This window comes from Phreatobacter sp. (assembly GCF_052440005.1).
Classification (GTDB): Bacteria; Pseudomonadota; Alphaproteobacteria; order Rhizobiales; family Phreatobacteraceae; genus Phreatobacter.
Window position 1 is genome coordinate 1 of sequence record NZ_JBQVQL010000157.1, and the last position, 5653, is coordinate 5653.

Here is a 5653-nt window from a genome sequence, read left to right on the forward strand (position 1 = left end):
AGGCGCCCCCGGTCGCTGCGCCGCGACGGCTGGAGCTCGTTCGCCCCGAGCCGGATGCCGCCCCCGCCGTCGCCCCGCCGCCGGTGGACGCGATGGCCGCGCTCGCCCGCGACTTCCCCGAGCTCAACGACATCCTCGCCCCGAAGAAACCCGCGGCCGACCCCGCCACCTCGCTGATCGACGATCTCAAGGACATTTTCGAGCAGCCGAAGGCGGCGCCGCGCCAGGAGCCGGTGGTTGCCGCGCCGCCGCCACCCCCGCAGCAGCCCATGCCGCCGCTGCTGCGCGAGGGCGTCATCGCCGGGATCGCCTTCCGCCTCTACGGCGACGGCAGCATCGAGGCGGACCTCCCGGAAGGGACGACGCGCTTCGCCTCGCTCAAGGATTTCCGCGCCCATGTCGGCGGCTGACGGCCGCCGACGAAACGGAGCGGGACCCGGCGGCTGACGGCCGCCGACGAAACGGTTCGGGACCCGGCGGCTGACGGACGGTGTTCCCGCCTCAGATGCGGGGGCCGGCCGCCGCGTAGTCGAAATAGAGTTCGCGCGCCCGGCGGCCAATCGGGCCGGGCTGCAGTGCCCGGTCGTCGATCTTCGTCACCGGCATGACCTTGGAATAGTTGCCGGACGAGAAGATCTCGTCTGCCGTCTCGAAGTCGGCATAGCGCAGGCTCTGCTCGACCACGGTGACGCCAGCCTCGCGCAGGAGTGCGATGGTGCGCTGGCGCGTGATTCCGTTGAGGAACGTGCCGTTCGGGATGGGCGTGTAGACCACGCCGTCCTTCGCCATGAAGATGTTGGAGGTGGCGGTCTCCGCCACGTTGCCGACCATGTCCATGACGAGGCAGTTGTCGAAGCCGCGCGACTTCGCCTCGCGCAGGGCGCGCCCGTTGTTGGGATAGAGGCAGCCCGCCTTGGAATCGGTCGGCGCGTTCTCGATGGTCGGGCGGCGGAACTTCGACAGGGTGATCGACATGCCCGTCGGCGCGCCCATCGGCGCCTCGTAGAGGCAGAGGCAGAACCGCGTCGTCTCCGGATCGGGCAGGATGGCGTTGGGGCCGTCGCCCTCGGCCCAGTACATCGGCTTGACGTAGAGCGGCACCGAACCGTCGAACTTGCTTGCCCCGTCGCGGGCGAGGCCCACGATGCTCTCCGCCGTCATGGTCGCCTTGAGGCCGAGCGCCACGGCCGAGCGGTTCACCCGCGCCGCGTGCAGGTCCATGTCCGGCATTGTGCCGTCGAAGATGCGGGCGCCGTCGAACACGGAGGAACCGAGCCAGAAGGCGTGGCTGCGGGGCCCGGTCAGCGGCGGATTGCCCTCCAGCCAGTCGCCGTCGACATAGGTCCAGGTTTTCGACCAGCTGGTCATCGCGCTTCTCCTCCCGCGGGGGAGCGGGAATTTAGCGTGGCGGCGGCCGCCGTCATCATGAATTGTGGTGATCCCAGCCGCGCGGCGATGCAATGGTTCGGCCGGGACCCCGGGGGAGACGAGACCATGCCCGCCACCGCCTTCATGTTCGACGCCTACGGCACGCTGTTCAATGTCCACGCCGCCGTGCAGCGCGCCGGCGCGCCGCTGGGGCCGCTGGCCGAGCCGGTCTCCCAGCTCTGGCGCGCCAAGCAGCTCGAATATTCCTGGATCACCACGATGACGGGCGGCTTCGAGGACTTCTGGACCCTCACCGGCCGCGGTCTAGACTTTGCGCTCGCCCTCCACGGCGTCGCCGACCCGGCGCTCAGGCAGGCACTGCTCGCCGCCTACGAGACGCTGGACGCCTATCCTGACGTCGCGCCCGCCCTTCAGCGGCTGAAGGCGGCGGGCAAGACCACCGCCATCTTCACCAACGGCACCCGCGCCATGGTGGACAAGGCCATCGCCGCAGCCGGCATCGGCCCGTTGCTCGACGCCGTGGTGACCGTGGAGGACGTCGGCGCCTACAAACCGGTGCCGGCCGTCTATGCCCATGCGCAAGGATCGCTCGGCATCGCCTCCGCCGGCGACGTCGTCTTCGTCTCGTCCAATCGATGGGACGTGGCGGGCGCGGCGCGTTTCGGCTTCGTGCCCGTCTGGGTCAACCGCACAGGCATGCCCAACGAGTATCCGGGCGCCGACCCGGTGGCGACGCTGCCGGACCTCGCGGGCTTGCAGCCGACGCTCGTCGCCTGATCAGGCCGCCAAAGCCGCCACGGCGTCCCGGCGAATACGGTCGATCATCGAGCGCACGCCGTTGGAGCGCTGCGGGGTGAGGTGCTGCTCGAGGCCGAAGGAACGGAACAGGTCGAAGGCGTCGTCCGTCGCGACCTCCCGGGCCGGGCGGCCGGAATAGAAGGCGAGGGTGAGGGCGACCAGGCCCTTGACGATATGGGCATCGCTCTCGCCCTCGAAGCGCATCACGGCCTCGGGGCCGGGCCGCTCTACATGGGTGACGAGCCAGACGTTGCTGGCGCAGCCCTTCACCCGGTTCTCCTCGCTGCGCTCCTGCGGCTCCAGCGGCGGCAGCGCCTTGCCGATCTCGATGAGGTAGCGGTAGCGCTCCTCCCAGTCGTCGATCAGGGCGAAGGCTTCTTTGATCTCGTCGATGGCGGGCGCGGCAAGCTGGCTCATGCCGGGGATATAGGGCGATGCGGCGCCGAAACAAAGCGCCGCATGCGTCAGGCCGGCCGCCGCGGCGGCAGCGGGGCGCGCATCGGCGCCGATCCGGCCGGAACCGGCAGGCCGCCGAACGGCACCTGGAGGTCGGCCGGCAGAAGCGTGTCGCGGGCGGCGGGCACGGTCTCGCCGATCACCTCGCGCTGCACCGTCTCGGTGACGGCGCCCACACCGCGGGCACAGGTTTCCGCATTGTCGCGGCAGAGCTGGGCGGCGCCGCGGATCACCGCGCTCGCCACCTGTCCGCCCGACGGCAGTTCGTTGCCGGCCGAGGGCGGCAGAGGCGCCGACGGCGGCAGCACATAGAAGACGAGGCCGAGCCAGAAGGCGGCCTTGAAGAGGAATGACATGACGCCGTTTCCGGTCGTTGGAGCCCTGTATCCGGGCGGTCGTTGTCGCCTCGAGGGCACCGCTCCGGTCGTGACGATCATGGCTCCCACCTGTGAACGCGGCCTTGGCGGACAGGGTGAATCCGCCGGAAACCCGGCTGAATGCAGGTTAAGGTTTATGCAAATTGTCGGGTTTGTCCGGTCCGGCGGCCGGCAAGCCTTTCTTCACCATGAAGGACGAAACGCAAATACCGTCCACCGGCCGTGCCGGCAGGCGCGCCGACTTAGCTTTTCCTTCATGCGGCGCTGCGATCCTGACGGCATTGAGAACGGCGGACGCCGCGTTTCGGGGTGAGTGCGTTGCGTGAAAGCGCGTTGATCGGTTCGGTGAGATCCTATCTCGACGGTCTGGTTCATCCGGCCGCGACCGTGGACCCCGTCGTGTTCGCCCGCCACCGGGCCTTCATCGCCACGCGCCTCATCCCCGGCCTCGTCGCCCTCTCGGCCATGCCGCTCTTCCTCGCCTTCCAGGGCGTGCCCGGCCTCGTCGAGACGATCGCTTTCGGCTGGCTGGTTCTGCCCATCACCATCGCCACCTTCCTGTCGCGCACCGGCGCCTACCAGCAGGCCCATCTGTTTTCCGCCGCGGCGCTGACGGGCATCGTCTCCATCATCGCCCTGCTCTCCGGCGGGCTCACCTCCTTCATCGTCATCTGGTTCGCCCTGGTGCCGGCCGAGGCGGTGCTGTCCGGCTCGCGCCGCGTCGTCCACAGCGCCGGCGCCATGGTCCTTGGCGCCGTCGGCGCCATCGGCGTGATGCAGCTCAGCGGCATGCTGATGCCGTCCGGGCTCGGCTCCACCCAGCTCGCCGTCGCCGGCTTCGCCTCGGCCGCCGCCGCTGTGATCTACGCCGTCGGCCTCGCGCTCTCCGCGGTGATGGTCAGCCGCGCCGGTGAGGAGGTCCATTCGGTCGGTGAACAGCGCTACCGGCTGCTCGCCGAGAACATGACCGACCTCATCACCTGCCACAGCCGCAGCGGCGCGGTGGTCTTCGCCTCGCCCGCCGCCGAGCGCGTCGTCGGCGTGCCCTCCTATGGCCTGCACGGCCAGAGCCTGTTCGACCGCGTTCACGTCGCCGACCGGCCGGCCTATCTCAGCGCCCTGTCCATCGCCTCGTCCCGCCACATCGAGGCGGCCGCCGAGTTCCGCCTGCGCCGCGAGGATGCCGCCGACGGCCAGCCCTCCTTCATCTGGATGGAAATGCGCAGTCGTCCGCTCGCCGGCACCGCCGGCGAGGGCCAGCAGGTCGTCTCGGTGCTGCGCGACGTCTCCGAGCGCAAGCAGCACGAGGCCGCCGTCGAAGCCGCCCGCGACGAGGCCGACCGCGCCAACGAGGCTCGCGGCCGCTTCCTCGCCAATGTCAGCCACGAGCTGCGCACCCCGCTGAACGCCATCAACGGCTTCTCCGAGATGCTGATGCACGAGCAGGACATGCGCCTCGACCAGGCCCGCCGCCACGAATACGCGACCCTCATCCGCGACTCCGGCGAGCATCTGCTCAATCTGGTCAATTCGATTCTCGACATGTCGAAGATCGAGAGCGGACATTTCGAGATCACGCCCGAACCCTTCGCCCTGCCGCCGCTGATCACCCAGTGCGTGCAGATGATGGACCTCAAGGCGAGCGGCGCCGGCGTGGCGCTGACCGCCGAGCTCCCCGAGGGGGTCGAGGAAGTGGTGGGCGACAAGCGCGCCTACCGGCAGATCCTCCTCAACCTCGTGTCCAACGCCATCAAGTTCACCAAGCCCGGCGGCACTGTGACGATCGGCCTGCGCCGCGACGGCTCCTGGCTGTCGCTCTCGGTCACGGACACCGGTATCGGCATCGCCGCCAAGGACCTGCCGCGCCTCGGCAGCCCCTTCTTCCAGGCGCGCTCCAGCTACGACCGGCCCTACGAGGGCACCGGCCTCGGCCTCTCGGTGGTCAAGGGCCTCGCCGAACTGCATGGCGGCCGGCTCGAGATCACCTCGCAGCTCGGCCGCGGCACGCGGGTGACGCTGCGCATGCCGATGGACTGCGAGACCCACGGCAAGGTGGCGCCCCTGCCGCTGGCCTCCGCCACGAGCCCGGCCGAGACGATCCAGGAGGGACGGAAAATTGCGTGACGCGACCTATGACGACGAGGATCTGCGTCCCCGCCGCGGGCGCTCCTCCATGGACATGGACGACGAGGCGCCGCGCGGCGGCCTCTGGCGGCAGATCATCGGCCGCAGCCCGGGTGACCGCATCGCGCTCGCCCTGATGGGCTTCGTGGCGATCGGCATCGTCGCCAACGCCCTCGTCCGCCAGACCGGCCCCCATCCCGCACCGCTCTTCGCCGCCGCCGTGATCCAGCCGGCGCCGGCGCCCGCGCCCCGTCCGGCCGACGTGCAGCAGACCGCCAGCATCTCGCCGCGCCAGAGCGAGCCGGCCGCGCCCGCCGCCGCGACCGCCGCGCGGCCGAAGTCGGAGATCGTCGCCGACGTCCAGCGCGAGTTGCAGCGCCGCCGCCTCTACGACGGCACGATCGACGGCGTGTCCGGTCCGAAGACCGAGGCGGCCATCCGTCGCTTCGAGACCGAGGCGCGGGTCGCCCCGACGGGCGAGGCCTCCGAGGCGCTGCTCACCCGCCTGC

At 70.4% G+C, this 5653-nt stretch carries 6 protein-coding genes and 1 pseudogene; 4 read left to right on the top strand and 3 right to left on the bottom strand.

All coding sequences use genetic code 11. From position 1 onward, the window contains the following. Nucleotides 1-410 (top strand): annotated as a pseudogene (locus ACT6XY_RS22300) (hypothetical protein); the annotation flags it as partial. Nucleotides 411-501: 91 nt separating this feature from the next. Here the strand turns inward: ACT6XY_RS22300 and ACT6XY_RS22305 are convergent. Further along, nucleotides 502-1368, bottom strand: a complete 867-nt coding sequence (locus tag ACT6XY_RS22305; RefSeq protein WP_444750501.1) for a branched-chain amino acid aminotransferase — start codon at nucleotides 1366-1368, stop codon at nucleotides 502-504. Between the two features lie 126 nt (nucleotides 1369-1494). Here ACT6XY_RS22305 and ACT6XY_RS22310 point away from each other — a divergent pair, with 126 nt between their 5' ends. After that, nucleotides 1495-2166 carry a haloacid dehalogenase type II gene (locus tag ACT6XY_RS22310; protein WP_444750502.1) on the top strand — a complete coding sequence of 224 codons (672 nt, stop codon included), beginning with the start codon at nucleotides 1495-1497 and terminating at the stop codon, nucleotides 2164-2166. Here ACT6XY_RS22310 and ACT6XY_RS22315 read toward each other — a convergent pair whose 3' ends face one another. Together ACT6XY_RS22315 and ACT6XY_RS22320 are read right to left on the bottom strand one after the other, a co-directional pair. Beyond that, the gene (locus tag ACT6XY_RS22315) at nucleotides 2167-2604 is read right to left on the bottom strand and encodes a SufE family protein (RefSeq protein WP_444750503.1); all 438 of its coding nucleotides are present in this window, start codon (nucleotides 2602-2604) and stop codon (nucleotides 2167-2169) included. Between the two features lie 47 nt (nucleotides 2605-2651). Beyond that, a complete protein-coding gene (locus tag ACT6XY_RS22320) occupies nucleotides 2652-2999 on the bottom strand; it encodes a hypothetical protein (protein WP_444750504.1) in 348 nt (115 codons plus the stop codon). Nucleotides 3000-3365: 366 nt separating this feature from the next. Here ACT6XY_RS22320 and ACT6XY_RS22325 point away from each other — a divergent pair, with 366 nt between their 5' ends. Both ACT6XY_RS22325 and ACT6XY_RS22330 read left to right on the top strand, forming a co-directional pair. Beyond that, nucleotides 3366-5144, top strand: coding sequence for a PAS domain-containing sensor histidine kinase (locus tag ACT6XY_RS22325; RefSeq protein WP_444750505.1), 1779 nt, complete (start codon nucleotides 3366-3368; stop codon nucleotides 5142-5144). Further along, nucleotides 5137-5653, top strand: a 517-nt coding sequence (locus ACT6XY_RS22330; protein ID WP_444750506.1) for a peptidoglycan-binding domain-containing protein, incomplete at its 3' end; no start/stop codon positions are given. The genes ACT6XY_RS22325 and ACT6XY_RS22330, both read left to right, overlap by 8 nt.

Bases quoted from the DNA above. Each gene is read 5' to 3' on its own strand.
- ACT6XY_RS22305 (WP_444750501.1), bottom strand. From the start codon at position 1,368: ATGACCAGCTGGTCGAAAACCTGGACCTATGTCGACGGCGACTGGCTG.
- ACT6XY_RS22310 (WP_444750502.1), top strand. From the start codon at position 1,495: ATGCCCGCCACCGCCTTCATGTTCGACGCCTACGGCACGCTGTTCAAT.
- ACT6XY_RS22315 (WP_444750503.1), bottom strand. From the start codon at position 2,604: ATGAGCCAGCTTGCCGCGCCCGCCATCGACGAGATCAAAGAAGCCTTC.
- ACT6XY_RS22320 (WP_444750504.1), bottom strand. From the start codon at position 2,999: ATGTCATTCCTCTTCAAGGCCGCCTTCTGGCTCGGCCTCGTCTTCTAT.